The organism is Radicibacter daui, assembly GCA_030657355.1.
GTDB classification, from domain to species: Bacteria; Pseudomonadota; Alphaproteobacteria; order Radicibacterales; family Radicibacteraceae; genus Radicibacter; species Radicibacter daui.
This window is the reverse complement of the sequence record CP131057.1, coordinates 728419-755305: the sequence shown is the minus strand read 5'-3', so window position 1 is coordinate 755305 and position 26887 is coordinate 728419. Positions and strand designations below refer to the sequence as shown.

30 protein-coding genes are annotated in these 26887 nt (G+C 63.1%); 20 read left to right on the top strand and 10 right to left on the bottom strand.

What is annotated here, in order from left to right:
• Positions 1–13: 13 nt before the first annotated feature.
• The 6 genes from QTL98_RS23250 to QTL98_RS23225 are packed head-to-tail and all read left to right on the top strand — an operon-like array spanning position 14 to position 4787.
• On the top strand, positions 14–553 hold the full coding sequence (locus tag QTL98_RS23250; protein WP_445682522.1) for a TRAP transporter small permease subunit: 540 nt from the start codon (positions 14–16) through the stop codon (positions 551–553).
• The gene (locus tag QTL98_RS23245; RefSeq protein WP_445682521.1) at positions 553–1863 is read left to right on the top strand and encodes a TRAP transporter large permease; all 1311 of its coding nucleotides are present in this window, start codon (positions 553–555) and stop codon (positions 1861–1863) included. Before QTL98_RS23250 ends, QTL98_RS23245 begins: the two co-directional genes overlap by 1 nt.
• Before the next feature lie 15 nt (positions 1864–1878).
• The gene (locus QTL98_RS23240) at positions 1879–2529 is read left to right on the top strand and encodes a glutathione S-transferase N-terminal domain-containing protein (RefSeq protein WP_445682520.1); all 651 of its coding nucleotides are present in this window, start codon (positions 1879–1881) and stop codon (positions 2527–2529) included.
• Between the two features lie 4 nt (positions 2530–2533).
• Positions 2534–3082 carry a carboxymuconolactone decarboxylase family protein gene (locus QTL98_RS23235; RefSeq protein WP_445682519.1) on the top strand — a complete coding sequence of 183 codons (549 nt, stop codon included), beginning with the start codon at positions 2534–2536 and terminating at the stop codon, positions 3080–3082.
• Positions 3083–3099: 17 nt separating this feature from the next.
• Entirely contained in the window at positions 3100–3972 is an 873-nt protein-coding gene (locus QTL98_RS23230) for an amidohydrolase family protein (protein WP_445682518.1), read from the top strand.
• 14 nt (positions 3973–3986) lie between these two features.
• Entirely contained in the window at positions 3987–4787 is an 801-nt protein-coding gene (locus tag QTL98_RS23225) for an SDR family NAD(P)-dependent oxidoreductase (RefSeq protein WP_445682517.1), read from the top strand.
• A 113-nt stretch (positions 4788–4900) separates the two neighbouring features.
• Here QTL98_RS23225 and QTL98_RS23220 read toward each other — a convergent pair whose 3' ends face one another.
• On the bottom strand, positions 4901–5650 hold the full coding sequence (locus tag QTL98_RS23220; RefSeq protein WP_445682516.1) for a glucose 1-dehydrogenase: 750 nt from the start codon (positions 5648–5650) through the stop codon (positions 4901–4903).
• Between the two features lie 95 nt (positions 5651–5745).
• On the opposite strand from QTL98_RS23220, the gene QTL98_RS23215 reads away from it, so the two are divergent.
• Entirely contained in the window at positions 5746–6642 is an 897-nt protein-coding gene (locus tag QTL98_RS23215) for a LysR family transcriptional regulator (protein ID WP_445682515.1), read from the top strand.
• Positions 6643–6679: 37 nt separating this feature from the next.
• Here the strand turns inward: QTL98_RS23215 and QTL98_RS23210 are convergent, their stop codons facing one another.
• The gene (locus QTL98_RS23210) at positions 6680–7612 is read right to left on the bottom strand and encodes a LysR family transcriptional regulator (protein ID WP_445682514.1); all 933 of its coding nucleotides are present in this window, start codon (positions 7610–7612) and stop codon (positions 6680–6682) included.
• Between the two features lie 130 nt (positions 7613–7742).
• Here QTL98_RS23210 and QTL98_RS23205 point away from each other — a divergent pair, with 130 nt between their 5' ends.
• The 4 genes from QTL98_RS23205 (at position 7743) to QTL98_RS23190 (ending at position 10637) form a co-directional block, all read left to right on the top strand.
• Positions 7743–8222: a carboxymuconolactone decarboxylase family protein gene (locus tag QTL98_RS23205; RefSeq protein WP_445682513.1), complete on the top strand. Its 480-nt coding sequence runs from the start codon at positions 7743–7745 to the stop codon at positions 8220–8222.
• A gap of 128 nt (positions 8223–8350) precedes the next feature.
• Complete coding sequence (locus tag QTL98_RS23200) at positions 8351–9268, top strand: MBL fold metallo-hydrolase (protein WP_445682512.1); 918 nt, start codon at positions 8351–8353, stop codon at positions 9266–9268.
• A 127-nt stretch (positions 9269–9395) separates the two neighbouring features.
• Entirely contained in the window at positions 9396–10148 is a 753-nt protein-coding gene (locus QTL98_RS23195; RefSeq protein WP_445682511.1) for an SDR family oxidoreductase, read from the top strand.
• A 63-nt stretch (positions 10149–10211) separates the two neighbouring features.
• Positions 10212–10637, top strand: a complete 426-nt coding sequence (locus tag QTL98_RS23190; protein WP_445682924.1) for a cupin domain-containing protein — start codon at positions 10212–10214, stop codon at positions 10635–10637.
• Between the two features lie 80 nt (positions 10638–10717).
• On the opposite strand, the gene QTL98_RS23185 is transcribed toward QTL98_RS23190, so the two are convergent.
• Positions 10718–11206, bottom strand: a complete 489-nt coding sequence (locus QTL98_RS23185) for an RrF2 family transcriptional regulator (protein ID WP_445682510.1) — start codon at positions 11204–11206, stop codon at positions 10718–10720.
• 343 nt (positions 11207–11549) lie between these two features.
• Between QTL98_RS23185 and QTL98_RS23180 the strand changes: the two genes are divergently transcribed.
• Both QTL98_RS23180 and QTL98_RS23175 read left to right on the top strand, forming a co-directional pair.
• Positions 11550–12563 carry a zinc-binding alcohol dehydrogenase family protein gene (locus QTL98_RS23180; protein WP_445682509.1) on the top strand — a complete coding sequence of 338 codons (1014 nt, stop codon included), beginning with the start codon at positions 11550–11552 and terminating at the stop codon, positions 12561–12563.
• A gap of 58 nt (positions 12564–12621) precedes the next feature.
• Complete coding sequence (locus QTL98_RS23175) at positions 12622–12927, top strand: putative quinol monooxygenase (protein WP_445682508.1); 306 nt, start codon at positions 12622–12624, stop codon at positions 12925–12927.
• On the opposite strand, the gene QTL98_RS23170 is transcribed toward QTL98_RS23175, so the two are convergent.
• Positions 12851–14227 (bottom strand): putative bifunctional diguanylate cyclase/phosphodiesterase, encoded by a 1377-nt coding sequence (locus QTL98_RS23170; protein WP_445682507.1) that lies wholly within the window; start codon positions 14225–14227, stop codon positions 12851–12853. The genes QTL98_RS23175 and QTL98_RS23170 overlap by 77 nt on opposite strands.
• A gap of 264 nt (positions 14228–14491) precedes the next feature.
• On the opposite strand from QTL98_RS23170, the gene QTL98_RS23165 reads away from it, so the two are divergent.
• Positions 14492–15373: a LysR substrate-binding domain-containing protein gene (locus QTL98_RS23165; RefSeq protein ID WP_445682506.1), complete on the top strand. Its 882-nt coding sequence runs from the start codon at positions 14492–14494 to the stop codon at positions 15371–15373.
• 27 nt (positions 15374–15400) lie between these two features.
• On the opposite strand, the gene QTL98_RS23160 is transcribed toward QTL98_RS23165, so the two are convergent.
• The gene (locus tag QTL98_RS23160; RefSeq protein WP_445682505.1) at positions 15401–16153 is read right to left on the bottom strand and encodes a substrate-binding periplasmic protein; all 753 of its coding nucleotides are present in this window, start codon (positions 16151–16153) and stop codon (positions 15401–15403) included.
• Positions 16154–16477: 324 nt separating this feature from the next.
• Here QTL98_RS23160 and QTL98_RS23155 point away from each other — a divergent pair, with 324 nt between their 5' ends.
• Complete coding sequence (locus tag QTL98_RS23155) at positions 16478–17383, top strand: class I SAM-dependent methyltransferase (protein ID WP_445682504.1); 906 nt, start codon at positions 16478–16480, stop codon at positions 17381–17383.
• A 2-nt stretch (positions 17384–17385) separates the two neighbouring features.
• Here QTL98_RS23155 and QTL98_RS23150 read toward each other — a convergent pair whose 3' ends face one another.
• The 5 genes from QTL98_RS23150 to QTL98_RS23130 all read right to left on the bottom strand — a co-directional run bounded on the left by QTL98_RS23150 (position 17386) and on the right by QTL98_RS23130 (position 22358).
• Positions 17386–18111, bottom strand: coding sequence for an aspartate/glutamate racemase family protein (locus QTL98_RS23150; protein ID WP_445682503.1), 726 nt, complete (start codon positions 18109–18111; stop codon positions 17386–17388).
• Positions 18112–18118: 7 nt separating this feature from the next.
• Entirely contained in the window at positions 18119–19024 is a 906-nt protein-coding gene (locus QTL98_RS23145; protein ID WP_445682502.1) for an ABC transporter permease, read from the bottom strand.
• 1 nt (position 19025) lies between these two features.
• The gene (locus QTL98_RS23140; protein ID WP_445682501.1) at positions 19026–19919 is read right to left on the bottom strand and encodes an ABC transporter permease; all 894 of its coding nucleotides are present in this window, start codon (positions 19917–19919) and stop codon (positions 19026–19028) included.
• Between the two features lie 92 nt (positions 19920–20011).
• Positions 20012–21313, bottom strand: coding sequence for an ABC transporter substrate-binding protein (locus QTL98_RS23135; protein ID WP_445682500.1), 1302 nt, complete (start codon positions 21311–21313; stop codon positions 20012–20014).
• A gap of 64 nt (positions 21314–21377) precedes the next feature.
• Positions 21378–22358, bottom strand: a complete 981-nt coding sequence (locus QTL98_RS23130) for an ABC transporter ATP-binding protein (protein ID WP_445682499.1) — start codon at positions 22356–22358, stop codon at positions 21378–21380.
• Between the two features lie 350 nt (positions 22359–22708).
• Between QTL98_RS23130 and QTL98_RS23125 the strand changes: the two genes are divergently transcribed.
• The 5 genes from QTL98_RS23125 to QTL98_RS23105 all read left to right on the top strand — a co-directional run bounded on the left by QTL98_RS23125 (position 22709) and on the right by QTL98_RS23105 (position 26825).
• Positions 22709–23467 (top strand): GntR family transcriptional regulator, encoded by a 759-nt coding sequence (locus QTL98_RS23125; RefSeq protein ID WP_445682498.1) that lies wholly within the window; start codon positions 22709–22711, stop codon positions 23465–23467.
• Positions 23468–23524: 57 nt separating this feature from the next.
• The gene (locus tag QTL98_RS23120; protein WP_445682497.1) at positions 23525–23962 is read left to right on the top strand and encodes a VOC family protein; all 438 of its coding nucleotides are present in this window, start codon (positions 23525–23527) and stop codon (positions 23960–23962) included.
• 39 nt (positions 23963–24001) lie between these two features.
• Complete coding sequence (locus QTL98_RS23115; RefSeq protein ID WP_445682496.1) at positions 24002–24661, top strand: glutathione S-transferase family protein; 660 nt, start codon at positions 24002–24004, stop codon at positions 24659–24661.
• A 122-nt stretch (positions 24662–24783) separates the two neighbouring features.
• The gene (locus tag QTL98_RS23110; protein WP_445682495.1) at positions 24784–25182 is read left to right on the top strand and encodes a hypothetical protein; all 399 of its coding nucleotides are present in this window, start codon (positions 24784–24786) and stop codon (positions 25180–25182) included.
• Positions 25183–25292: 110 nt separating this feature from the next.
• Positions 25293–26825, top strand: coding sequence for a multicopper oxidase family protein (locus QTL98_RS23105; protein WP_445682494.1), 1533 nt, complete (start codon positions 25293–25295; stop codon positions 26823–26825).
• The last annotated feature ends 62 nt before the right edge of the window (positions 26826–26887 follow it).

The following is a 26887-nucleotide window of genomic DNA, read 5'->3' as shown; positions in this document are numbered from 1 at the left end:
TCGCGAGGGCTCGATGTCTGTGTTTCTTCGTCTGCGGGCTGCCTATGGCCGGCTGCTTTATGCGTGCGGGCTGGTCTCCGGCCTTACCGTCTTTTTCATGATGCTGCTGGTGGTCGCCAATGTGATCGGGCGCTTCCTGTTCAACACGCCCATCAACGGCACGCTTGAAATTACTGAGTCCATGCTGACGGTGCTGATCTTCCTGGCGCTGGGGCTGACGCAGTACGAAGGCGGCCATATCCACGTCGTCTTGTTGCTCAAGCGCTTTACGCCCTTCTGGCATCGCGTGGCGGAAACCGCCGCTATGGCGCTGGGCGCCGTCTTCTTTGCCTGGTCGTCCTGGGCTTCGTGGAATTTCGCCATGAAGTCGCTGGCGATGGATGAGCATGAATGGGGCTCCATCCAGTTTCCGCTCTATCCGGTGAAGCTTGTGCTGTTTGCCGGCCTTGTGCTGCTCACCCTCCAGTTTGTCCTCGACACCATCCTGAGCGCATCCGGGCATCAGCCGCCGGAGCAGGCGCAGCACATCTCGCCTGAAGGGGAGGCAGTTTGATGTTCGGCCTCGAAATCGGGCTCATCGGAGTTGCCGCGCTGTTCGCGGCCATCCTGCTCGGCATCAATGTCATGGTATCGCTCGGCCTTGTCGGGGCGCTGGGGCTGACCTTGCTGGTCGGTTTGAAGGCCTCCACCGCCATGCTTTCCACCGTGTTTTACGATACGACGCACAGCTTCCATTTCAGCGTCATCCCGCTCTTCCTGCTGATGGGCTATTTCGCCATGCAGGCCGGCCTTGGAGAGGATCTGTTCGAGGCCACCACCAAGTGGCTGGGCAATATCCGCGGCGGGCTTGCCATCTCGACCACCATCGGCGCGGCGGCCTTTGGCGCTGCCTCCGGATCGAGCGTCGGCACGGCCACCGTTTTTACCAAGCTGGCCCTGCCGCAGATGCTGGACCGCGGCTATGACAAGTCGCTGGCGTCGGCCTCGATTGCGATTGCCGGCACGCTGGCGGTGATGATCCCGCCCAGCTCGCTGGCCGTCATCTACGGTATTCTCACCAATTCGTCGATCAGCGGCCTTCTGATCGCCGGCATCATCCCCGGCCTGGTCTTCGCCCTGTTCTTGTGCGTGGCGATCTATCTCTCGGTGCTGCGCAACCCGGCGCTGGCACCGGTGACGCCGATCACCGCGACGCTGAAAGAAAAAATCTGGTCGCTGCGGCTTGCCGGGCCGCTGGTGCTGGTGATCGCCGCGATCATCGCCGGGCTTTATGTCGGGGTGTTCACGCCGACCGAGGCGGGCGGTGTAGGCGCCATGCTCACCTTCGTGCTGGCCGTCATCCGCCGCGGCGGATTTACCAGGCTGGCGCTGAAGGCAGTGCTGCTCGATACCATCCGTACCTCGGCGATGATCTTCGGCATCATCATTTCGGCGCTCATCTTCTCCAAGTTCCTGGCGCTTAGCGGCGTTGCCAATGCTGCCGGCTCGTTCCTCATCGGTCTCGACGTCAATCGCTGGGTGATCGTGCTGATCATCGTGGCGATCTATCTGGCGCTGGGAATGATGATGGATGCACCGGCCCTGCTGGCCATCACCTTGCCCATTACGCATCCGGTGATGATGAAGCTTGGTTTCGACCCGGTGTGGTTCGGCGTGTTCGTCGTGCTGCTGGTGGAGATCGGCGCGGTGACGCCGCCGGTGGGCATCAACTGCTTCGTGGTGCAGGCCTCCTCCGACGGGCGCGTGCAGCTGGAAGACGTGTTCAAGGGGCTGGTTCCTTTTGTGCTCGCCGGCCTTGTGATGCTCGTCGTGCTCTGCCTTTTCCCGCAGCTCGCCCTCTTCCTTCCGCAATCCATGAACTGACGGGAGCAGGCCCCCATGACTGAGAGGACCGATGCCCGGTCGCTGGCCGGGCAAGGGATGGTTTTGCGCTCGACGCTGACCTCCCCCTTTGGAAGAAAGGCCCGGATTGCCGCCAAGGTGCTGAAGCTTGAGGCAAGTCTGGAGCTGCTTGTCGCCAATACGCTGGATGAAAAGGACAGCCTGCGACAGCAGAACCCGCTGGGCAAGATGCCGACCCTGCTGCTGGCGGATGGCACCATCCTTTACGACAGCACCGTTATCATCGAGTTCTTCGACAGTCTCGGCGAGGCGCCGCGCCTGCTGCCGCCGGCCGGGCTCGCCCGCTATGCGGCGATGACCCGCGCAACGCTGGCCAATGGCATCACCGATGCCGCGCTGCTGATGGTTTATGAGGGGCGCTTTCGCGAGGCCGAAAAGATATCGCAGCGCTGGCTCGACCATCAGCGCGGCAAGGTTTTTCGGGGGCTGGATACCATCACGGCCGCCTTGCCTGACCCGGCGCAGACCGACCTCGTCTCGATCAGCCTTGCCTGCGCCCTCAGTTATCTCGACTGGCGCCGCCCGGTGGAGTGGCGTGCGGGGTACCCGGCGCTCGTCGACTGGCTTGACCGCTTTGCTGCGAGCGAACCGGCCTATCTGGCAACCGCCCGCCCGGAAGGAGCCTGATCCGATGGCACGTCTCTCTCCCCCTGATCCCGAAAATCTGACGGACGACCAGCGGAAGGTTTACGATGCGATCGCCTCCGGCCCGCGTGGCCGGGTGCGCGGGCCGCTTGCCCTCTGGCTGCACCGGCCGGAGCTGGCGGACCGCTCGCAGGCGCTCGGGCGGTATTGCCGCTACGACACGCTGCTGCCGCCCCGGCTTTCCGAACTCGCCATTCTGGTAACGGCCCGGGTCTGGAACTCGGAATTCGAGTGGCAGGCACACAAGAAAATCGGCCTTGAAGCCGGGATCGATCCGGAGATCGTCGAGGCGATCCGCACCGGCAGGCCGCCGCAATTTTCGTCAGAAGACGAGGCCGTGGTCCATGATTTTGCGCTGGCGCTTCAGCAGGGCCGCAAGGTCGACCAGCCGCTTTATGACCGCGCGATAGCGGTGCTCGGCACCGGGGGCGTCGTCGATCTCACCGGGCTGCTTGGCTACTACAGCCTCATTTCCATGACCATCAACGTCTTCGAGGTCGATCCGCCGGATCCGGCCGTGCACGACCTGGCCTGAGCCAAAGGAAACGACCCATGAGCATCGGTGCTCGGACCTTCATCGACACTCCGCGAAAGCCGCACATCCGGCTGCCGGCGGGCGCCTGCGATACCCATTGCCATGTCTTCGGGCCGGTCGCGAAATTCCCCTATGCGCCGGAGAGCAAGTTCCGCCCGGGCGAGGCGCCCAAGGAGCGGCTCTTTGCCCTGCATGATATGGCCGGCATCGAGCGCTGCGTGGTGGTCCAGTCCGGCTGCCATGGCTTTGACAATGCGGTCACGGCCGATGCCATCGCCGCGCGCAAGGGGCGTTATCTGGGGGTGGCGCTGCTGCCGCCTGGCGTGAGCGATGAGGAGATCGCCCGGCATGACCGGCAGGGATTTCGCGCCATCCGCTTCAATTATATGGGGCATCTGGCCCCCGGCGCGACGATGGACGAGCTCAGGGCGCTGGGGCGGCGCCTGCCGGACTTTGGCTGGCATCTGCAGCTCCATATGGAAGCGGCACTGATTGAAGAGATGGCGCCGGTAATCCGCGAGCTGCCGCTGCCGGTCGTGATTGACCATATGGGGCGGGTGGATGCCTCGCTCGGGCTCGATCAGGCGCCGTTCACGGCGTTGATGAAGCTGCTGGAGAAGGAGCACGTCTGGGTCAAGGTGAGCGGCAGCGAACGCTCCTCCCGGCAGGAGGCGCCCTATGCCGATGCCGTGCCCTTTGCCCGAACATTGGTGGAGACTTTCTCCGATCGTGTGTTGTGGGGCACCGACTGGCCGCACCCCAATTTCCGCGCCGACCCGCCGGATGACGGCGTGCTGTTCGACCTTCTGGCGCAGATCGCGCCCACGCCGGCCTTGCTGCAGGCCTTGATGGTCGACAACCCCCAGCGGCTCTACCGTTTCGAGGCTTGAGGAGGACTCCCTGAATGTCCGGGCGTTTGCAGGATCGTGTTGCCATCGTTACCGGGGCCGGATGCGTGGGGCCCGGCTGGGGGAACGGGCGTGCCACGGCGGTGCGCTTTGCCGAGGAGGGGGCGAAGATTTTCGCCGTCGACTTCAACCCCGAGGCGCTGAAGGAAACCATCGAGCGCACGCAGGCTGCCGGTGGCGAGATCGTCGGGCACATCTGCGACGTGACCGACAGCGACGCGGTAAAGGCCATGGCGGCGACTTGTGCAGAGGCCTTCGGCGGGGTCGATATTCTGGTCAACAATGTCGGCGGATCGGCCAAAGGCGGGCCGGAGGTGATGGATGAGGCGACCTGGGAGCGCCAGGTGCGCTTCAACCTCACCAGCGTCTATCTCACCTGCCGGCATGTGCTGCCGCACCTGCGGGCGCGCGGCAAGGGCGCCATCGTCAACACCTCCTCCACTTCCGGCCTGCGCTGGACGGGAGCGGCACAGTCGGCCTATGCGGCGACGAAGGCCGGGGTCATCCAGTTTTCGAAGGTGGTGGCGGTGGAATATGCGCCGCACAATATCCGCGTGAACACGGTCGTGCCCGGCCAGCTGCACACGCCGATGGTGGAAGCACGGCTTGCCGGCCAGCGTACCGGCGGCGATGTGGAAACCCTGCTCGCCGAGCGCCTTGCCCGCATTCCACTGGGCTTCATGGGTGATGGCCGGGACACCGCCAATGCGGCGCTCTTTCTGGCCAGTGACGAAGCCCGGTTTATCACCGGTACCGAGATCATCGTCGATGGCGGCATGACGGCGCGGTGCGACTGAAGACGGTTGCCGGATGGGGGGCTTGAGAGGCATGTCGGCGACAGGCTGAGAGGGTCAGTTGTGGCGCCGGAAGCGCCTGAATTTTCCGACTTTCCAATGCCTCTTTTGTCGCTTCAAACCAGGCTCATTCCTCCGTCGACCTGAAGCTCGACACCGTTCACGAAGCTTCCTGCATCGGAGGCGAGGAAGAGCGCGGCGCGTGCCAGTTCGTCAGGTTGTCCCAGACGACCTGCGGGGATTTGCGACGCCATCTGTGCCTCGAAGGCTGGGCGGTCGGCTTCGGATATTCCGAGCTTTTCGAGAATGGCGGTTTCCACCGGCCCGGGGCTCAGGATGTTGACCCGGATGTTTTGGGCCTTGAATTCGATCGCCCAGTTCTTCGCAAAAGCCGCAACGGCCGCTTTTGATGCAGCATAGACGGTGTGGTCCGGCAGCACCTTGGTGGCTGCGAGTGAACTGGTAACGATGATGGAACCGCCATCGCGTAAAAGCGGCTTTATCGTCTGCACGCCGAAAAACACCCCGCGGGTATTTGTATTGAAATGCCGGTCATAGTCTTCCGGCGAGATCCGGTCTGACGGGGCGATCTTGATGATGCCGGCATTGGCCATATAGATGTCCAGCCCGCCGAATTGTTCCTTTAGCATTTTCGCGAGCGCCCGATGATGGTCGATATCGGCAACGTCTCCGGCAATGCCAACGGCACCGCGACCGATCTCTTCCAGCGCCTGATCGAGAATTTCCTGCCGGCGGCCTGTGATGACAACCTGTGCGCCCTCGCGGGCGAACAGGCGTGCGGTGGCCTTGCCGATACCGCTGTTGCCGCCTGTGATCACGGCGACTTTGTCTTTCAGCTGTTGCATGGTTTATCTCCGTTTCTGCTGCTTATGAGATAAATCCACACACCCGACGCCGTTAGACCCGCGTCCGGCACATGATTTGTGCCCCGGAGAGGCAAATGCCAAATATGTTGAGCGAAACGAGCGGGTTGATGGCGTTTGCCCGTACCGTGGAGGCGGGTTCATTCACTGCCGCAGCTCGTGTTCTCAGGACGACGCCATCGGCGATTTCGAAAAGCGTGGCGCGGCTGGAAAAGAAGCTCGGGGCGCGATTGTTCCTGCGGTCAACGCGGGCCCTGACGCTAACCCAGGAAGGCCAGGTCTTTTTCGAGCGCATCGCGCCGCTTTTGCGCGACCTTGATTCAAGTGATGAGGCGATCGGTTCCAGATCGACCCTCTCGGGGCGATTGCGGATCAGCATGCCGGGCGAGTTTGCCCCGCTGTTATTGCCTCGCCTGTTTGAAAACTTCGCGGCGGCCCATCCACTTCTGACGCTGGAAGTCGGCCTGACGGATCGTTTCGTCGATCTGGTGCGCGAGGACTATGATGTCGTCCTGCGTATCGGGAACGCTGCCGGCGGCGATTATATGGTTCGCACCCTGGCAAAATTGCCCATGGTCGTGGTTGCCTCACCCACGTTCGTAGAACTTCATGGACAGCCCAGGCGGACAGCGGATTTGGCGGGCGTTCCCTTTGCCCGGTATGTCACGAACGGCGTTCCGGCGCCGGTTCGGCTTGCGGATGCAACGACCTTCGTCCCTTCCGGGCGTGTGGATTGTGATTCCGGAGCGGCCCTGATTGAGGCCGCAAAAACCGGAATAGGGGCCGCCTATCTTTTGAGATGCCTGGTTGATGAGGACCTGAAGAACGGCGCCCTCGTTGATCTCGCGCCGGAAATTGCGCTCCCGGAGCTTCCGTTCAACGCCCTGCATGCCTTTGGACACACCGTTCCGATGCGTGTCAGGCTCTTTTGCGACTTTATGGCGGATGAAGCAAAAACCCTCGGCGTGCGGTGAGCGTGGCGTAATGGATTTGTGTGCCGCCCGTTTGCGTTCATGCCACGCGCAACCTCGGCACGGTGGGCGATTGCGACGATGACATGAAAGGGTCCTCCCGCATCGATGCGACCAGATAGTCGATAACGGTCCTGACCCGGAACGGAAGGTTGCGTCGTGACGGATAGGCGAGGTTGATCGGCAAGCGGGCTGGTGGAAAGTCGGGCAGCAGATTGACCAGCCGGCCGGCTTCGATATCTGGCACGGCAAGGATATGGGAGAGGACGGCGATACCGGCGCCACCCATTGCCGCCCGGTGGACGGCGACGGCGTTGTTGACGACAAACCGCGGTGATGTCCGCACCGTCACTTCGTCGGCCCCGTTGGAAAAGGACCAGGCACACCCGTCTGCACCGCGTTTGTAGCAGAGGCAGTCATGGTCGCTCAGATCTTCAAGCGCCCGGGGAGTGCCGCGTCTTTCCAGATAGGCCGGAGCGGCGACGAGGAATGCGGTGGTCCATCCAATTCTCGAACAGATCAGACCGGGATCGGTCACCGCGCCGAGGCGCACTTCGAGATCGATGCCCTCACCCACCAGGTCGGATGGTTGCTCCCGGAACAAAAGCTCGACAGATAATTCAGGGTGACGATCAAGGAGGGCGGTGATCCGGTCGCCGATAAAAAGCCCCAACGGTGCCGGCAGCGAAAGCCGTACCTTTCCCGATGCAACTCCGGCTGGCCCGGTGCTTTCGCCCAGCGCCTCCACCGCGTCGATCACCTTGAGTGCCATCGGGATCATCCGTTCTCCTTCGGATGTCAGCGACAGAGAGGTGGTCGAACGGTGCAGGAGGCGCACGTCGAGATGGGCCTCCAGGGCCGAGACCTGCCTTGAAACGGCTGGCTGGGTCAGCTTGAGGTCGATGGCGGCGGTAGAAAACGAGCCGGTTTCCGCGACACGAAGGAAGGCCCGGAGAGCACAAACGATATCCATTCTTGCCCCCTGCGACTTCGACATAAGCCTTATGCGGCGTGCTTATGACGAGATGGCTTTGCGCGTCCGTCAATTAAGGATAAAAAATATCCATAAGGATGTTTTATATCCTTAAATATGGAGGAAAGCAATGACCCAGCGTCTGAACTACGCCCAGCACTCCCCGGAACTGTTCAAGAAACTTTCGGAGCTCAGCATGGCGCTGAAGGACAGCACCGTTGAGCAAAAGATCCACGATCTGGTGCAGATACGCGCGTCACAGATCAACGGCTGTGCCTTCTGCCTCGACATGCATGTCAAGGAAGCCAAGATCCACGGGGAAAGCGAGCTGAGGCTCTATCACATCGCCATCTGGCGGGAGTCGAACCTGTTCATCCCTCGCGAACGTGCCGCGCTTGCCTGGACTGAAGCCGTCACGAAGCTGGAGGAGGGCGGTATCCCCGATGAACTCTATGAGCGGGTCCGCGGGCAGCTGTCCGAGAAGGAAATCTCTGACCTGACCTTCTCCATCATGGTCATCAATGCCTGGAACCGGGCGAGCGTCGCCTTCAAGGCTGTTCCCGGCTCCGCCGACAAGCTGTTCGGCCTCGACAAGGCCGGTTTGCACTGAACCCTTGCGGGCCGCGCTTCCGGCGACGGTCCGGATTTGGGGCCAGTAAACTGGCTTATCCACGAACAACTGATCGCCGACGGCGCCCTGTCGACCGGGGCCAGGGTGGCGATTCACAGGAGACAGAGATGAACCTCGACATCACATCACGAGCGGACCTGCCGGGCGCCGAAGAATTGGTTCCGTCACGTTACGCTGTAAAGGTTGGCAACATTGACGTCCTGGTGGTCAGCGATGGCGTTCTGCCGCTACCGACCAGGATGCTGGGACACAATGTGGACTCTTCGGCAAGGGCCGATTGGCTGAACGACATGTTCCTGCCGCAGGATGCCTTTGACTGGGCGCTGAACGCGGTTGTCGTGCGCAGCGGCGATCGCATCATTCTTGTCGATGCCGGCCTGGGGCTGGATCCGGAACTGAACCTGCCCCGGGCCGGGCATCTGGTGCGGCGACTGGGCGATGCCGGCATTGATCTCGGTTCCGTGACCGATATCGTGCTGACCCACATGCATATGGATCATGTCGGCGGGCTTCTGGTGGACGGGGTGAAAGAGCGCCTGTGTGATGACCTGCGAATTCACGTGGCGCGCGCCGAAGTCAAATTTTGGGAGGCTCCCGACTTCAGCCAGGTCAACATGCCCGCGGGCTTCCCGGATGCGCTCCGCGCGACGGCGCAGCGTTTCAGGGCAGAATACGAAAACCAGCTCCGGCTGTTCGATGACGAATGCGAGGTCGCTCCGGGTGTCGTCGTCTCCCGGACCGGCGGCCACACCCCGGGACATAGTGTGGTCCGTGTATCGTCCGGCAACGAGCGGTTGATGTTTGCCGGCGATGCCGTGTTCGCTGTCGGGTTTGAACATCCCGACTGGCACAACGGTTTCGAGCATGATCCCGTGGAGGCAGCCCGTGTCCGGGTCGGGCTTTTGCAGGAACTGGCGGAGAATGGCGGGCTGCTGGTGGCAACCCATATGCCCTTCCCCTCTGTGGGCCATGTTGCGGCCGACCGTGATGCCTTCCGGTGGGTTCCCTGTTTCTGGGACTACTGAGCGAGATTTTGCGCCGCCGTGGTCTTCACAGGCAGGGCAATGACGGCGCGATCCTCGGCTTCGGCCCTCACTGCCTCTGAACGGCAAGCAACGCGGCGCACCTTGTGCTCCGTGCAAGGAGAGAGTCATGAAAATAGTGATAATCGGCGGTACTGGCCTGATCGGCTCCAAAACAGCTGAACGGCTGCGCCAGCAAGGCCACGATGTCACCGCAGCCGCTCCGAGCACCGGCGTGGATACGATTACGGGTGAGGGGCTTGCGAAGGCGCTTGAAGGCGCTGAAGTCGTGATCGACCTCGCAAACGCACCCTCCTTCGAGGACAAGGCGGTGCTCGAATTTTTCGAGATTTCGGGCCGCAACCTGTTTGCGGCGGAAAAGGCGGCAGGGGTGAAGCTGCATGTCGCGCTTTCCATCGTGGGCACGGACCGGTTGCCGGAAAGCGGCTATCTCCGGGCCAAGGCCGCGCAGGAGCGGATCATCCGGGATTCCGGCGTCCCCTACACCATCCTGCGCTCGACGCAGTTCATGGAATTTCTTGGCGGTATTGCCCAGTCGGGAACGGTTGGCGATACGGCGCGCCTGTCGACCGGATCCCTTCAGCCGATTGCCTCCGACGACGTTGCCGACTTCGTGGCGGAGGCAGCCCTTTCCGCACCGGTTAACGGGATCGTCGAAATTTCCGGCCCGGAACGGGCGCGTCTTTGCGATTTCGTTGCCCGGTATCTCAAGGCGGTCGGTGATACCCGCATCGTCATTGCCGACCCCGAGGCGAAGTATTTCGGGACCAGGCTGGAGGACGGGTCCCTCGTCTCCGACCAGAACCCGCGCCTTGGCCGTATCGGCTTTGAACAATGGTTCGCGACAGCGCCGCGAAAATAAATCCCCTCACCCATGCCGGTGACGAGAGGCATGGGAACCATGATCTATGAAAGGACACCGAACATGCTCAGATCGCTCCTGTTCGCCGCAACCCTGTCGGCGTTTCTGGTGGCTCCTGCCCTGGCGGATACTACGCCCGGCGGCGGCGAGGGCGCCAAGGTCACACTGGTCTATGACCATGAACTGCCCAATGTGCCCGGCAAGAGCATGAGGGGCGTTCTGGTCGAATATGCGCCGGGCGGTTTTTCTGAAGCGCACACCCATCCCAGTTCGGCCTTCATCTATGCCACCGTGCTCGAAGGGGCGATCCGCAGCCAGGTGAATGGCGGCCCGATCACGGTCTACAAGGCCGGGGAAAGCTTCTCGGAGCTGCCGGGCGACCGGCACGGAGTGAGCGAAAACGCCAGCAAGACTGAGCCGGCAAAATTGCTCGCGGTATTCGTGGTTGATACCAGCCAGCAGGAACTGACCTTCCCGATTACGAAATAAATCCGGCCAGGCGGATGCCCGAAAGAGTCATTCGCCTGGTTCTGTTTGTTATGGCTGAAGTTCGCTCAACCGCGTTCGGCTCATCCCGCCCGGTCAAGCACCCAGGCGAAAGTGTCCTTCCACAGCGCGGGAGCAATGTCCTGCGACAGGATCTGCCCAAGATCCTTCAGCGTGACACTTCGTAGTTTTTCGCGCCAGGCTTCGTCCGCTTCCCACATAATCCGCGCCACTGCGCAGGGGCTGCTGTCGCAGTGGTCCTTCGGCCGGCAGGGGTTGTTGGCGCGGATATTGGTACAGACGAAGGTCCGTGTCCGGCCTTCGACGGCTTCTACAATGTCCAGAAAGCTCAGTTCCGCCGGGGGACGGGCGAGGCGGTATCCGCCCGACGGGCCCAGCGTCGTCTGGACAAGCCCCGCCTGGGACAGGCTCTGCAGGGCTTTGGAGAGATATTCCTTCGGAAGGCCGTGGAGTTCTGCCAGAGCTTTGGTCGACAGATAGCGGCCATCAGGCAGGCCGGAAAGAATGGCGCAGCAATGAAGCGCCCATTCGACTTGGTTTCTCAGAATCATTTGGCATTCCGGGATTTTGCATATGCACCGATGATTAAGGATATTAGATATCCCTAAATAGGTGCTGTGTAAATGACAAGGAACCGGCGCGACATATGGTGCCAGCATTCTCCTGCCGGTTTTTATGGTCTACAGGTTCGCGACGGTTTTCGCCGCGAGCAAGTGTCCGCCGGATTGTCAGCCGGTGACCGGCTGACTGAAACAGCATCCAGCAGAAAACCAGATCGCTACGATAAGATTAATGCGCTTATCGAATGGCAGCGCGTGGCGCAGCATCGGGTCATGAAAAGCACCGGCGGCGACAGGCCGCCCGTGCCGTCCCGAGCGAAAACGGAGTTCTGCCATGAAAGCCATCGGTTACTACCAGCCCCAGCCCATCAGCGCTGAAACGGCGCTGGTCGATCTTGACTTGCCGATGCCGAAGGTCGGCCCGCATGACCTGCTGGTGAAGGTGGAGGCGGTCTCGGTCAATCCGGTCGATGTGAAGCTGCGCGCCGGCGCAAAGCCTGCCGAGGGTGAGGCCCGTGTGCTGGGGTTCGATGCTGCCGGCATCGTTACCGCCATCGGTCCGGCGGTCAGCCGCTTCAAGGTCGGCGACGCGGTCTTCTATGCCGGCGCCATCCAGCGCCCCGGCACCAATGCCGAATATCACGCCGTCGATGAGCGCATTGTCGGGCCGAAGCCGGCGAGCCTCGATTTTGCCGAGGCGGCGGCCCTGCCGCTGACGGCCATCACGGCCTGGGAACTGCTGTTCGACCGGCTTGGCGTGCCTTACGGGCAGAAGAAGGGCGGCGATGCCATCCTCATCATCAACGGTGCCGGCGGTGTCGGCTCTATCCTGACCCAGATTGCGCGGCGCCTCACCGGCCTTACCGTCATCACCACGGCTTCCCGTCCGGAAACGGCGGAATGGAGCCGCAAGATGGGGGCACATCACGTTATCAACCATCGCAATCCGCTGGATGAAGAGCTGAAGAAGATCGGCATTGCGCAGGTTCGTTATATCGCGAGCCTCACCGGCTCCGACCAGCATCACAGCGCCATCGTCGAGGCGCTGGCACCCCAAGGGGCGCTTGCCCTCATCGACGATCCGGCGATGTTCGATATCGTGCCCTTCAAGCGCAAGAGCCTTGCCGTGCACTGGGAGCTGATGTTCACGCGCCCTCTGTTCAACACGGCCGACATGGCCGAACAGCACACGATCCTCAGCGAAGTTTCCGCGCTGGTGGATGCCGGCGTGCTGCGCACGACACTGACGCAGAATTTTGGCACCATCACCGCGGCCAACCTGCGCAAGGCGCATGCGGCGCAGGAAAGTGCGGCAACGATCGGCAAGACCGTGCTGGCTGGATTTTAAAATTGAGGGCGGGCTGGCGGCGAACCGTCAGTCCGCCCCGTCCTTGGGGAACAGGAACATGACCGCAAAGACCGAAACCGTGCGACTTGCTGCCTATCTCAAGGCAAAGCCGGGGGAAGAGGCAGCGCTGGCGCAGGCGCTCAGCAAGCTTGCTCTTGCCGTGCGGGAGGAGCCCGGATGCATCGAGTATGTGCCGCATGCCGTCGCGGGTCAGCCGGGTGAGTTCATGTTCTACGAGGTATGGGAGAGTCAGGCCGCACTCGATGCGCATGCCGCCGGGGCGAACCTCAAGGCGATGGAAGCGCCGTTTGCACGGATACTGGCCGAGCCCGCGAAACTGGTTTTTCTGCAGCGGCTGGCCTGAAACTCTCAAGCAGGCTTTCCAGCGCACCGATCTCGCCCGGCCGGCCGAAGAAATATCCCTGATAGGCGACGCATCCGGCGGCATTCAGTGCAACGAACTGCGCTTCCGTCTCCACGCCTTCGGCGAGCAGGGAAAATCCGAGGTCCCGGCTCAGCTGGATAATGGTGTCGATGATCGCCTTGCTGTGCCTGTCGGTCAGAAAGTCCTGCACGAAGGAACGGTCGATCTTGATCTGGTCGAGCGGAAACTGCTTGAGCGAGGCCAGAGAGGAATAACCCGTTCCGAAATCATCGAGTGACCAGCGGATTCCCAGATCCTTCAGGGACTGCATCCTGGCGGCAATGTCCTCGACATCGTCAGCCAGCACACTTTCGGTCAGCTCCAGCTTCAGGCGGGAGGGCCGGGCGCCGCTGAGAGAGAGGATGCTTTTGACCTGCTGGACAAAATCCGGCTGACGGAACTGGGAGGCGCTGACATTGACGGCAAGCGAAAGCGGCTCGGTCTCCGGCGCCTTGGCCCAGGCAGCAAGCTGGGCGCAGGCTTCGCGCAGGACCCAGTTACCGATCGGCACGATAAGGCCGGTTTCTTCTGCCAGCGGGATAAATTCCAGCGGCGAGATGTTACCGCGTGCCGGGTGCTGCCAGCGCAGCAGGGCTTCTGCACCGGTGATACGGCCCGATGCGTCTACCTGAGGCTGGTAGTGCAGATAAAACTGCCCGCGTGCGATGGCCTGACGGAGATCATTCTCGAGGGTGCGCCGGGCGCTCATGCTCGTTTGCATGATGGCGATCACCACACTCGCGCCGACAGTGCCCGTCACATAGTTGATCCAGACGCCGGCTGCGCGTCCCGTTGGCGGAGCCGTCAGGCCGGGCCAGGGCAGAGGTACGAGGTTGAGCGCAAAGGCGAGAAAGATCAGCACGATGGCGCCGGGCAAGGCGGCGCGCAGATAAAATCCTTCGCGGTGGAAGACGAGGAAACTGGCTGCGCCGACCGGCAGCAGGTTCATATGCACGGAGCGCTGGATGTCGGCAGTAGGGACATCCGGCAGGCAGGAGGCGGCCACCGTGACCGTCAGCGCATGAGCCATGATGATGGCGGCGGTGCGTAACCGGCCGCGCAGGGCGAGAACGACAAGCGCGATGCCGGCAATGATCGACAGGGAATTGATGGTGAACAGGAAAGGCGAGCCGGTCACAAGATAATGCGAGCCCCAGACCCCACTGACGAGGATTGTGATGAAGCCGCCGAAAAGAATGAGGTTCTTGATGCGGCTATTATAGAGATCGAGGGCGTTCAACGTTCCTGTCCCGCATCCGGTAAAGTTCAAAGGCTGCGCCAGGGGGCGAAGCCGTGGTTTTTAAACGGCAACCTGACGAATATCCGTCAGGTTGCAAAAGACCTTAAGCCTTTTGTCTTAATTATTTTTTGACGCCGAATTTTCACGCGGAAGGTGGACGACCGCAGAGGATTGCGCCCGTGACAGGCAACTGTGAGGCGCAGACTTGTTCGTTCATTCGATTTGCGCCTAAGTGTCGGTGTATCCAGAAGAAAGGCTGCTGGGATGCGGTATCCGGATCTTGAGATCGACCTGCTGCGGGCCTTTGTAGCCGTTGCCGAAACCGGCAGCTTTACGGCTGCCGCCGAGGTGGTCGGACGCTCCCAATCGGCTGTCAGCCAGAAGGTGCTGCGGCTGGAGGAGCTGTTGCAGCAGCGTGTCTTTACCCGCACCAGCCGGGCACTGTGGCTGACGCCGGAGGGCGAGCGGCTGCTGGTGGCGGCGCGGCGCCTTCTGGAGATGAATGACGGTATGGTGCGCCAGTTGATGGAGCCGCCGGCTGTCGGGCGCCTCAGGCTGGGTGTGACGGAGGATTTCATTCCCGGCCAGTTGCCGCGGCTGCTGGCGCGCTTCGGCCGGCTTTATCCGGGCGTCGAGATCGAGCTGATGACGGCGCTCAGCTGCGACCTGCTGACCGCCTATGATGAGGGCAAGCTCGATGCCGTGGTGGCCAAGAAGGATGGCACGGCCCAGCGCGGCCGGGTGATCTGGCGGGAGCCACTGGTGTGGCTGGCGGCGGAAGATTACGTCTTCGACCCGGCCGAGCCGGTGAAGCTGGTGATGCTGCCCAAACCCTGCACTTATCGTGAGCTGATGGTCTCTGCGCTTGATGGTGTGCGCCAGCCGTGGGTGGCAGCCTGCACCGCCAGCAGCCTGATGGGCGTGCAGGCAGCAGTGGCCGGCGGGCTCGGGATCACCATGCTGGGCCGCACCTTCGTGATGCCGGGCACGCGCATTCTTGAGGTGCCGGAGCACTGGCCGGTGCTGCCGATGACGGAAATCGTCTTTATCGGCGAGGACGCACAGGTGGAAGACCTCGTGCGGCCGCTGGTGAGCTTCCTGACCGAAAGCCTTGCCCACGAGCAGACGCTGGCGCGGGTGGCCTGAGGCCCTCCATGCGGCTTGAGTTGCCGCCTACTCGGTCATGAACGGCTGGGCGGGCGGGTGGAGGACTGAAGCCCCGGGAGCAAAGAGGCCATCGGCGATGACGCTCGCCAAAGCCCTGTCTATGGCGGGAACCTTGCCCCTCTGGCGCTCGCCAAGCACAATATGCGTCGGCATTTTCATCACAAACAGGGACGGTGCCAGGGCGGATGGGTCGAGGCTGCCCTTGGCGATGAAGTGCAGATAGGTATTGCGGTCGGTAAAGACGCCATCAACCTCTCCGGCGGCCAAATCCTGGAAGGTGGCCGACATGTTGGTTTCGCGCCGGATGCTGAAGTCTTTGATGCCGGGTATGAGATCAAGGGCAAGGTAGCCGAACGGCGCGGCAAGCCGCATGCCTCGCGCATCCTCCAGTGACTGCAGCGGAACCAGCGTCGTGCGCGTGATCAGCACTGCATCGAAACCGGGAATTTCGGTGGGTACGCTCACGACATGCTTCATACGGGAGATAATCTGCGCAACCCGTATCATGTCGCCATCAAGCTCGCCGCTCTCTACCATCTGCCAGGCCTGACCGATAGGGACCGGCACCCATTCGACGCACTCGCCGGCGCGCCGATAGGTTTCGGTGAGAGGCGGCACCAGCCACTCCAGCCCGACAGCGCCGATCCATTGTGCCACACGCAGGCAGCGCCCTGCTGCGGGAGAACTCGCGGCGGCCAGCATCATTGCCAGTGTCGAAACTGCCAGAATGCTGCGAAGTCGAATAAGGCGAACTGACATCACAACTCTCAACGCGCCCTCCGATCCGGCTCGCATAAGCCCAAGGCGCCGGCCGGCGAGGGAACTCAACTTTGAGCGCCCAAGAGACTATCATGTTATGGGCGTGGCAAGCTAACCTTAAGGACTACCGAGCCGTACATCCGGGTGGTTTCAAGATGTCGCCCGGATGGACCAACCCAGGGTCCGCGGCTCCGTTATGCCGTCAGCAGGTCCTGAAAGTTGCCGGGCGGCTTGACCGGCGGCGAAGGGCCTTCAGCCGTCAATGGCTTGCGCCTTGTCGCAGACATGCTACTCCCGCTGAATGAACCCTCCGGGAGAACGGCCATGACGGTGACAAGCGACGATAGCGGGAGCCCTGCGCAGCCCGGACCGACCGTGGTGTTCGATTTCACCAGCCGGCCGCTTGATGAGATGGTGGCGGGCTGCGCCGAAGATCCTCTGCTGGAACTGGTAAGAAATTACGTGCCGGCCGGCGGGCGTGTGCTTGAGGCCGGCGCTGGTTCCGGCCGCTGGCTGAAGGCGCTGACTGACAGGGGCTATGAGGCGACGGGCATCGAACTCAGCCAGCCCGATGTCGAGCGTTTCCGCGCCCACTATCCGGACATCCGTTTCGATCACGGCAATATTGAAGCCATGCCCTATGAGGGGGGAAGCTTCGACAGCATCCTGTCTCTGGGCGTGATCGAGCATCTGTTCGAGGGACATGATCGCGCGCTCAGGGAAGCAGCGCGCGTGCTGAAGCCCGGCGGGGTGATGCTGATCACCGTGCCGCACGACAATCTCTGTTTCCGGCTGGTGCAGTTCAAGAATGCGCTGCGGTTCCGGTTGCTGGGCTCCAACTTGCTGCGCCGCCTGCTGGGCCGTCCGGCAGCGCCTTATCCGCGGGACGAAGAGCGCCGGCGGGTGGCACGGGTACGCGAAACCGCACTGCCGGGCTTCGCCATCCATTTCGGCTATAGCCGGGAGGAAGGCCGCGCTTTTTATGAGTATCGTTTTTCCGCGGCGCAGCTGTCGGCTGCGGTGGAACGGGCGGGACTGGTGGCGGAAGAGCGCTACTATCTCTACCCGGCTGACCGGCTGCATGAGCTGCTGGGTGGCGTTGCGAGCCACTATGACGGGGCACGCCCACTGCGCCTCACGGGTCTCGGGCGGCTTGTTACCCGCATTCTGCCGACTTCCTGGTGCGCCCATATGGTCCTCGTGGCGGCAAGGCGGCCGGTGAGTTCCTGAGTTTATGCCGTCAGCAGGTCCTGAAAGCTGCCGAGCGGCTTCATCGGTGGCGCTGCCCAGCCGCCCCGCTTGGAGGTGGCGTGGCCGAGCTGGGTCAGGGTTTCGGCAAATTTGACGGCGGCGGAGACACCCTCGATGACCGGCACGCCATGTTGGGCGGCAAGGCGGCTGGCAAGGGCTGCCATGCCGGCGCAGCCGAGCACGATGCCGTCGCAGCGGTCTTCCTTCAGCGCCAGCGCGATCTCGGCGGAAATACGCGCCTCGCCGGCCGGACTTTCCACTTCCAGCACCGGAATGTCGCTGGCGCGCACGCGGGCGCAGCGGGAAGCAAGGCCATAACGGGCGATATTGTGCTCCAGCGCCGGAATGGAGCGGGAGAGGGTGGTGACAACGCTGAAGCGTCCGCACACCAGCGTGGCGAGGTGATAGGCGGCCTCGCCAATCCCGACGACGGGCCTTGGCGACAGGGCGCGGGCGGCATCGAGGCCGGTATCGTCAAAACAGGCGATCACATGCGCATCGGCTCCGGCGCGGGCTTCGCGCGCGATCTCCCGCAGCATGCCGGGAATGCACAGCGCTTCGTCGAAATAGCCCTCGATGGAAACCGGGCCGTCAGCCGGCTCCGTCGCCACGATCTCGGTGGCGACGGCGGCAACCGAGCGCGCGGCTTCGGCAATGCCGAGCGTCATGCGCCGGGTGCTGTTGGGATTGACGATGTGCAGACGCATGGCCGGATCACACCATGCCCTTGCCGGCATCGGAGCCATGGCGGGCGCGCCGGCGGCGGATAAGCCAGGTCAGCGCCATCGCGCTGAGGATGACGGCAAAGGAGATGCCGGTCGTCACCGTGCCGAGGGCATAGATGGCCGGGGTGGTAACGGTGGTGGTAAGGCCGCGCAGCTCCATCGGCAGGGTATTGTAGGCGCCGATGGCCTGGCTGGAGCGGGCCAGCTCGTCCCACGACAGGGTAAAGCCGAACATCGCAACACCGATGAGCGGCGGGGTGATGATGGGCAGGATGACGAAGCGGAAGGTCTGCCACGGGCTGGCACCCAGATCGCGCGCCGCTTCTTCATAAGCCGGGTTCAGCCGGTTGAAGACGGCGATCATGATCAGGAGGCCGAAAGGCAGCGTCCAGGTCAGATGCGCGCCAAGCCCCGAGGTAAAGAGCCCCATGATGGTGGTGTAGCTCGACTGGATCCAGCCCACCTCATAGGCATCGCCAAAGGCCTTGATGCTGTCATCGACGATGCGGAATTCCAGCGCGATGCCGAGCGAGACGACGATCGATGGCACGATCAGCGAGGCGATGGCGACGTAAAAAAGAATGCCGGAGCCGCGGAAGCGTTGGCGCAGGCCGAGGCCGGCGAGCACCGAGAAGACCACCGTCAGCAGCATGACCACCACGCCGAGCGCGGCGGAGCGGCGCAGGGCGGCGCCGATATCGACGACGCCGATGCCTTCCCACAGCTTGGAGAACCAGTAGGTGGAAAAACCGCGCATCGGGAAGGTCAGGCCACCCTCCGGCCCCTGGAAGGAGAGGGTAACGATGGTGATGACCGGCCCGTAGAGGAACAGCACGAAGAGGGCGAAGAAGGCGGCAAGCCAGTAGAAGGAGGCGGGGCGGCGTTCGGCGCTCATCTCAAAGCTCCTTGCGGATGTCGACGAGGCGGGTGAGCCCCACGATGATGAGCAGCACCGAAATCAGCAGGATAACGGCATTGGCAGCTGCCGCCGGGAACTGCAGGAAACTGATTTCGGTCTGGATAACCTTGCCGACCGAGGCGATCTGCTGGCCACCCATGATGCCGATGGTGACGAAATCGCCCATCACGATGGTGATGACGAAGATGGAGCCGATGGTGATGCCCGGCTTGGTGAGCGGCACCACCACGTTCCACAATGTCTGCCAGCCGGAGGCGCCGGCATCATAGGCCGCCTCGATCAGCGCGCGGTCGATGCGCATCATCGAGTTGAAGATCGGCACCACCATGAAGAAGGTGTAGAGGTGCACGAAGGCGAGCAGCACCGAAAAATCCGAATAAAGCAGCCATTCCTGCGGCTGGCTGACGATGCCGAGAGACAACAGGAGCTGGTTCATCAGCCCGTTGCGTCCCAGGAGCGGAATCCAGGAAATCATGCGGATGACGTTGGAGGTCCAGAACGGGATGGTGCAGAGCGTGAAAAGCACGATCTGCATCGTCATGGTCCGGACATGGAAGGCGAGGAACCAGGCAACGGTGAAGCCGATGATGAGCGTCAGAAGCCAGGTGCCGCCGCAGAAAAAAAGCGTCGAGAGATAGGTGCGGAAGGTGGTGCACAGGTCCGGCAGGCTACTGATGCAGCCGTCAAACGCATCGGAGTAGTTGGTGAGAACGAAAGCGGGCTCGATCGAGTATTCGGTATATTCCCAGAAGCTCACCATCGCCGTTGCCGCCAGCGGCAACAGGAAGAAAAAACCGAAGACCAGCGCCATGGGCGCGGCCTGCCAGTAGGCGAGCGTGCGGGAGAAAAAATCCTGGATCGCGCGCATCATTCATCCGGTCTGGGGAAGAGGCTGGAGCAGGCCCGCGAGGGGTTCTGCTCCAGCCTTTCCGGTTCAGTCGAGAAACGGGTCTTTCAGAGGCCTTAGGCCGCGATGAACTCGTTCCACTTGCGCACCATGTAGGCGTTCTCGTCCATCACTGCGTTCCAGCAGGCGATGGCGCCCATGCGGGTGTCGTAGGAGCCGCCGTCGCGCACGGCGCCGGCCTTCTCCAGCAGCGAGCCGTCGGGAGCATGGATGTCCTGCTCGGCCGGCTTGCCTTCCATCCAGTAGGCCCACTCGTAGGGCTGCATGAATTCCTTGGCCGTCTCGAGAACGGCGGAATAGTAGCCCTGACGGTTGAGATAGGCGCCGGCCCAGCCGGACAGGAACCAGTTCACGAAGTCATAAGCTGCATCGAGCTTCTTGCCTTCGAGCGTCTTGGGCAGGCCGAAGCCCGAAGCCCAGGCGCGGTAACCTTCCTTGAGCGGCTGGAAGGTGCAGGGGATGCCCTTGGAGCGCACGGCGGTAACGGCCGGCGACCACATGGACTGGATGACTGTTTCGCCCGAGGCCATCAGGTTGACGCTCTCGTTGAAATCGGACCAGAAAGCGCGGAACTGGCCGGCCTTCTTGGCTTCGATGAGCGTCTTGATGGTGAGGTCGATCTCCTCCTTGGTCATGTTGCCCTTGTCGGCATACTTGTGGATGCCGGCGGACTCGATGGCCATGGCGGCATCCATGATGCCGATGGAGGGGATGTTGAGGATCGAGGCCTTGCCCTTGAATTCCGGGTTCAGCAGTTCGGACCAATGCTCGATCGGGCGCTTGATGAGGTCCGGGCGGATACCCAGCGTGTCGGCATTGTAGGTGGTCGGGATCAGGGTGATCCACTCGGTCGGCGAGGAGGCGAACTTCTTGGAATACTGGCCTTCGAGATAGAACACCTTCTTCGGCGCGGTGCCCTGGTCGCCGATGGTCTTGCCGTTGACGGTGCCGGTGGTGAAGACCGAGGTAATCTTGTCGGCGTATTTGATCTTCTTGGCATCCATGCCCATCAGGTTGCCCGACGGGATGAGGTTCTTGAGCGAGAAATACTCGCTGTCGACGATGTCGAAGCTGTTGGGCTGGGTGATGATGCGCTTGGTCACCTCATCGGTGGTGACGGGCACATATTCGATGGTGATGCCGAGGTCTTCCTTCACCTTCTTGGCGATGTCGGCGCTCTGGTTCACCGCGGTGCCGAGATAGCGCAGGGTGGTCGCGTCGGCGGCCTTGACGGCCGGGAAGCCGCGCACGGCGGCGGTGGCGGCAAAACCGGCGAAAATCGCCGAGCCGCGCAGGATGGTGCGGCGGGAATAGCCCCCGGAATTCTTGCCGGAGCCCTTGGTGTTATCAGCGCTCATCTGCTTCATGTCCCCAAAAGTGAGTGGAGCCCCTGTTCGGGCGGGCTTTAACGGGTCTTTGACCTCAGTTGGTAAGGAGATGTTCGTTGGCCGGATCCCAGGACACGGTCACGTCATCTCCGAGGCCGAAGGGCGCGGCGTAAAACGCCTTTTCGGCAATGGTCGCGGTCAGTTCCTGACCGTCCGCGGCCTTCAGGCTCACCACGACGAATGAGCCCTGATATTCGATTTCCTGTACGGCCGCGGCCTTGCCGGGTCCGCCCGCCGGGGCGAGGCTGACATGGTCGGTGCGTACGGAAACCCGCTTGGCCCCGACCGTGAGCACGTTGTGCCCGCCCATGAAGCGGGCGACGAACTCGGTGGCGGGGGCGTTGAAAATCTCCTGCGGGGAGCCTGCCTGCTCGATCACCCCGTCCTTCATCACCACGATGAGGTCGGCAAGCGCCATCGCCTCTTCCTGGCTGTGGGTCACATGGATGAAGGAGATGCCGAGATCGCGCTGGAAGCGCTTGAGTTCGGCGCGCATGCGGATGCGCAGGAACGGGTCGAGTGCGGACAGCGGCTCGTCCAGCAGCAGCACCTGCGGATCGGTGACCAGCGCACGGGCCAGCGCCACGCGCTGCTGCTGGCCGCCTGAAAGCTGGGCAGGCAGGCGGGCGGCATACTGGCCCATCGCCACCAGCTCCAGCGCCGCGTCCGCACGCTTGTGCCGCTCGGCTTTGGCGATGCCCTTCATGCGTAGGGAGAAGGCCACATTGTCGCGCACATTGAGATGCGGGAAGAGCGCATAGCTCTGGAACATCATGGCCGTACCGCGCTTGGCGGGCGGCAGTTCGTTGACGATGTCGTCGCCCAGCACGATGTCGCCACTGGTCACATCCTCATGGCCGGCAATCATGCGCAGGGTCGAGCTCTTGCCGCAGCCCGAGGGGCCGAGAAGGCAGCAATAGGTGCCGGCCTTCACCTTCAGCGAGATACCCCGGACGGCGACGGTGTCGCCGTAGCTCTTGATGACAGTGGCAAGCTCCAGATCGGCAGGGCGCAAGAAGGGGTCTCCGGCGGGTCAGGGGGCCATTCAGGTTTCGCCGGATATGGCAGGAAGCGTGCCAAAGGCTGCTGCGCCGCAAAAAAGCTCCCCGACCTTCTGAAAAACTGCGAAAATTTTTATTGAAAGGCAGTAGCGCCCTGCTGCCTTTCGGGGCAGTGTTCATGCCTAATTTATGCGCATGTGCGCGGTTATGGTGCGCAATGATGTTCAAAGATTGTGCGCACAATAAAACATAGATTGTATACGATCTGGCGCGTTGCCGGATCCAAACTTGCCCCTATAATAAGCGGGAAACGGCCCGGTCCGGCAGTGCAAGTCACCGCCCGCGCATGCCGGCGAGGAGGAAGATGGTGGCGTCTATCGAGCTTGCGGCGGACGGGCTTTCCGAAAATACGGTCGACAGCGTCATTCCCGGCCGTTTCGTGCTGCGCAGTGCGCGCGGCCGCGCCATTCACGCCTCGCTGCTGACGGCCATTCTCGACCATCGCCTTGCTCCCGGCATGCGCCTGCCGGAAGACGAGATCGGCGCGCTTTTTGGAGCCAGCCGCACCATTGCCCGTGACGCCCTGCAGGCGCTGGCCCATGAGGGGCTGGTAACGATCGAGGCCAATCGCGGCGCTTTCGTCGCCCATCCCACACCGGCTGAAGCCCGCCATGTGTTCGAGGCGCGTTTCCTGCTGGAGCCGCGCATGGCGGCGCTGGCGGCCGAGCGGGCAACCGCCGAGGACGTTGCCCGCCTGCGGGCCCACGCGCTGGAAGAACATGAGGCGCTTCACGCCCGCGACAACCGGCGCGCCATCTTCCTTTCCGGCACCTTCCACGGCCTGATCGCCGACATCGCCGCCCAGCCGGTGCTGGCGGGTTTCGTGCGGGAGGTCGTCTCCCGCTCCTCGCTCATCGTCGCCCTCTTCTGGCGCCGTCAGGATACGACCTGCGAGCGCCATGCCCATGAAGCGCTGGTGGATGCCATCGAGCGGCATGATGCCAAGGGGGCAAGCGGCGTGATGGAAAGCCATCTCGTCGATCTTTTCTCCGGGCTCGACCTTTCCGAGCGCGCCGTGCGCCCGGCCTCCCTTGCCGAACTGATCGGCCCCGGGCAGGGTTAGGTCCCCGGCCGCTTCTTTCTGCCGGTTCTCTCCTCCGGCGACAGGAGCGGCCCTTCCATGTTCAGCCACATCATCATCGGGGCGCGCGACCTTGCGGTCATGGGCCGTTTTTACGACGCCGTGCTGGCGCCGCTCGGCCTTCAGCGCGGGCCGGACGAGGATGATGGCGGGCCGGCCGGCATCCTCTGGCATCAGCCGGGGCGCGAATGGCCGCAATTTTATGTGCAGCTGCCCTTCAACGGCCTGCCGGCAAGCTGGGGCAATGGCAGCCAGGTGAGTTTTGCTGCGCCGGGCCCGTCTGCGGTGGATGCGGCGCATGCCGCGGCGCTGGCGACGGGCGGGCGTGACGAAGGGGCACCGGGGCTGCGGCCGGGATATGGCGCTGACTATTACGGCGCCTATTGCCGGGACCCGGAGGGGAACAAGCTCTGTTTCGTGCACTGTGCGGGCCTGATGCAGCCGCATATCTTCGGTGAGGCCATCAAGAGCCGCTGAAGCGGCGGGCCAGCCTCGGGGCAATGGGGAGGGAAAAGCATGTCACTGGCGCTCTATGGCCATCCGTTTTCGTCCTATACGCAGAAGGTGCTGATCGCGCTTTACGAGAACGGCACGCCGTTCGAGTTCCGCTGCATCGGCCCGGACGATCCGGATCACACCGCGGAGTGGCTGCGTCGCTGGCCCTTGCGGCGTTTTCCGCTGCTGGTCGAGAGCGGGCAGAGCATCGTCGAGACCAGCATCATCATCGAATATCTGGAACTCACCCATCCCGGACCGGTAACCCTGCTGCCCAGGGATCCGCTTGCGGCGCTCAAGATCCGGTTTCTCGACCGCTTCTTCGATCTGCATGTGATGAATGCCATGCAGCTTGCCGTCGATGGCGCGCTGACCGGTGATCCGGTAAAGCGCCGCGACGGGTTGAGCCTGGCAGTAGAAAAGCTGGAACGTGCCTATGGCTGGCTGGAAGGCGAACTGGCCGGCAGGCAGTGGGCCGCGGGTGAGGCCTTTACCCTGGCGGACTGCGCCGCAGCACCCTCGCTCTTTTATGCCGACTGGGTCCACCAGATTGCCGAGAGTTATCCCGTCCTGCGCGCCTATCGCAGCCGGCTGCTTGCCCGCCCGTCCTTTGCCCGGGCGGTGGAAGAGGCGCGCCCATATCGCCCGTTGTTTCCATTGGGCGCACCAGATCGGGACTAGGGTGCCGGGACGGAATGTCCAACCTGCAGCGGCGTCAATTGCCAGCCGGCCTGTGGCAGGAGCATACTCGCGCGGCTACCTGCGCCTCGCGGGTGGCAAACAGGCGGGGGCATCGGCCAGTCATGTCCGGATCGGGCAGGAGAGGGCGTCAGGGACGCTGGATGGGGGCGCAGGGCATTGCCCTGCTGCTGATCCTGGCGCTTGCCCTGTTGCCGGCCCTGCCCCAGCGGGCCCTTGCCGCCATGCCGGCCGGTAACGGACAGTCTTCTGTCGTTATTGCCGATCATTGCGGCGAGATGGCGCTGGAGCAGGCCAGCGGAATGCACAAGGCCGGCAAGGCCAGTGCCCCGGCGCGCTGCCCGATGGATGCCACCTGCCTTTTGATGCATGGCGCGCTGCCGCCTGCCCTCGGGGGAAGTCCCCTGCCTGAACCGGCGCTGCTGCCTTTCGCCATGGCGGTCAAGCCGCTTGCCGGCGTCAGCCCGCCGACGCTGACCGGCCCGCCGCGCCTTTTTGCCTGAACCCTTTTTCGTGCCGAGGGGCCCTGCCGCCGGGAGATGCAGGATAGGTGCATCTTCCCGCTCCATGACGCCCCCGGCCGGTTTTCTTCAGGCAAACAGGATATCCTTGAATGAACACGCTTTTTTCGCGCCGCCGGTTTCTGGTGGCGGCCGGCAGTGGCCTTGCCTTGCCGGTGCTTTCTTCCCTCGCCCTGCCGCAGGCTGCCCGGGCCGAGGCGGCGCCCCTGTTGCTGACGGCAGGCCGCCGCAGCCTTGAGGTGGGCGGCAAGGCCGCCAGTGTTTTTGGCATTACCCGGGCCGACGGCGGGCACGGCCTCGTGCTGGAGCCGGGCGAGCGCTTTGCCGTGCAGCTTGCCAATGACAGCGGCGAAAACACCATCATCCACTGGCACGGCCAGACGCCGCCTTACGGGCAGGACGGGGTTGCCGATCATCTCCACCCGGCGCTCGCGCCCGGGCGGGTCGCTTCATATGATTTCATACCACGCAGCGGCACCCACTGGATGCACTCCCACCACGGGTTGCAGGAAGCGCAGCTGATGGCGGCGCCGCTGGTGGTGCGCACTGAGGCCGATGTGCGGGCGGACGTGCAGGAAGTGATCCTGATGCTGCATGATTTCAGCTTCCGCGCGCCGGAGGAACTGCTGGCCGGCCTTGCCGGCGGCGCCATGAGCCACGGCGCGATGCCCGGCATGGGCGGCGGGCAAATGCCGATGGGCGGCATGTCGATGCAGGGGATGTCGATGCCAGGAATGTCCATGCCGGAGGCGGGCAGCGCGATGGGTTCCGGTATGGCGGGCATGGCGATGGAGGGCATGGTCATGGACCTCAATGACATCGACTATGATGCTTACCTCGCCAATGACCGTACGCTCTCCGACCCGCAGGTGGTGCCGGTGGAGAGGGGTGGGCGGGTGCGGCTGCGCATCATCAATGCCGCCAGCGGCACGGCATTCTGGGTGGATTTCGGCAGCCTTGTCGTGACTGTGCTGGCCGTGGATGGCAATGCGGCCGAACCGGTGACGGGCAGCCGCTTCCCGCTCTCGATGGCGCAGCGGCTGGATGTGATGGTGGAAATTCCGGCAGATGCGGCAGAAGCCTTTGCCGTGCTGGCGCTGCGGGAGGGCGCGCGGGAGCGCACCGGCATCCTGCTGGCCCCGAAAGGGGCCACCGTGCGCAAGCTTGCCCTGGCGGGTGAGGAGGAGATGCCGGCGCTTGATCTCGCTTTCGAGCGGCAGCTGCGCGCTGCGGATGGCGGGTTTGCTGCCCGCCCGGTGGACCGCAAGGTGCCGGTGATGCTGATGGGGGGCATGGCGCCCTATCAATGGTCGGTGGGCCCCGCTGCCTGGCCGGATGCAACGCCCTTCATGGTTCGGCAAGGGGAGAGGGTGGAGCTTACCTTCATGAACCACACCATGATGGCGCACCCCATGCACCTGCATGGCCATCATTTCCAGGTGGTGGAGATTGCCGGAGAAGCCCTTGCCGGCGCCAGACGCGACACCCTGCTGGTGCCGCCGATGGCAACGGCGAAAGTGATTTTCGATGCCGACAATCCGGGGCGCTGGCCGCTGCACTGCCATAACCTCATGCATATGCAGGCCGGCATGATGGCCGAACTGCTCTATGAGGGGGTGGCCTGAGAGGCCCTGCAAAAAAACTTTTGCGGGTAGGGGAATAAACCTCCTGCCTCGAACGTTGTCGG